The sequence below is a fragment of the Helicobacter sp. 12S02232-10 genome (genome assembly GCF_002272895.1).
In the GTDB taxonomy this organism is placed as follows: Bacteria; Campylobacterota; Campylobacteria; order Campylobacterales; family Helicobacteraceae; genus Helicobacter_J.
This window is the reverse complement of sequence record NZ_MLAQ01000034.1, coordinates 1-1,174: the sequence shown is the minus strand read 5'-3', so window position 1 is coordinate 1,174 and position 1,174 is coordinate 1. Positions and strand designations below refer to the sequence as shown.

Here is a 1,174-nt window from a genome sequence, read left to right as displayed (position 1 = left end):
CACACCTTCTCAAAACTTTCAAAATAAAAATTCTTCTAAATCCAAAAAAAGATTTTTTCCTCTATTTTCTTTTGTCTTAGCAGCTTTATTATTTCCATTTAGTGGTGAGATTTTAAGAGCTGATGATGTTGTAAGTGGTGACACTTCTTGTCTGCTAGGCGGGACTACTTCTTGTGCCCAGCTCATAACAAATCCCTCTTTTCCAAATTTAAATTTGACTAAAGGTAATGGTGGCTATCAATTTACCTATACCCAAGCCAAAGATAATTTTCCTGATACTGTTGTATTAAATGCTAATAATACAACGGTAAATTTTTACACAAATTCTGATTCTGGTCTCTATGGAGCTAATCTTTTTGATTATAACGTCAAGACAGACATAAATTTTAAAAACTCACTTTGGCAGGGAAATCTTGCTATATCTATAGACAATTTGCCCAATAGCGTAGTAATAAATAACGCAACCGGAAAATTGGAATTAAATTTTAATGGCGGTATTGAAGGAAGCAATCCGAGTGCAACAAATTATGCTTTTATTGGAGATATAAATTTTATCATTTCCCCCACACCAGTTAAAATCAATTTTACAAATAATGTTTTTAAAGGCAATGCCTCAGCTGAACGACAATCACCTTATTATGATTGGCAATTGGCTTTTAAAAATGCCCAATGGATAGGAAATTTTTTCGCGACTCTAGATTTGAATAGTTTAAACTTTAACAACTCAACTTGGACAGGCAATGCAAGCAATAATGAAGGAACTCTCAATGCTGTTTTTAAAGGATCTAAATGGACAGGAGATTTTTCCAATACTGATACAGGTACGACCAATTTAAACTTTAGCGACAACTCAACTTGGACAGGCAATGCAAAAGCCAGTTGGGGAGCTCTCAATGCTGCCTTTAAAGATTCTACAATGACAGGTTCAATCTCAAATGGTGCCAATACTACTTGGAATTGGACATTGGATCATTCTACCATCAATGGTGATATTAATGTTTCAAATTCCGTTAGCACCTTAAACTTTAGCCTTAAAAAAGAGAGCAAAATTACAGGCAAAATCACAAATGGTGCCAATATGATATGGAATTTAGATCATTCTAGTGTTCAAGCTTCAGCAGATCTTAACAATAACGGCTATGCAGCAAACACAAAGATCATTGCTAAAAACCAA

At 34.2% G+C, this 1,174-nt stretch carries 1 protein-coding gene; it reads left to right on the top strand.

Annotation, left to right across the window (positions count from 1 at the left end):
• On the top strand, positions 1–1,174 hold a 1,174-nt coding region (locus BKH41_RS09920), incomplete at both ends, for a hypothetical protein (protein ID WP_180762815.1).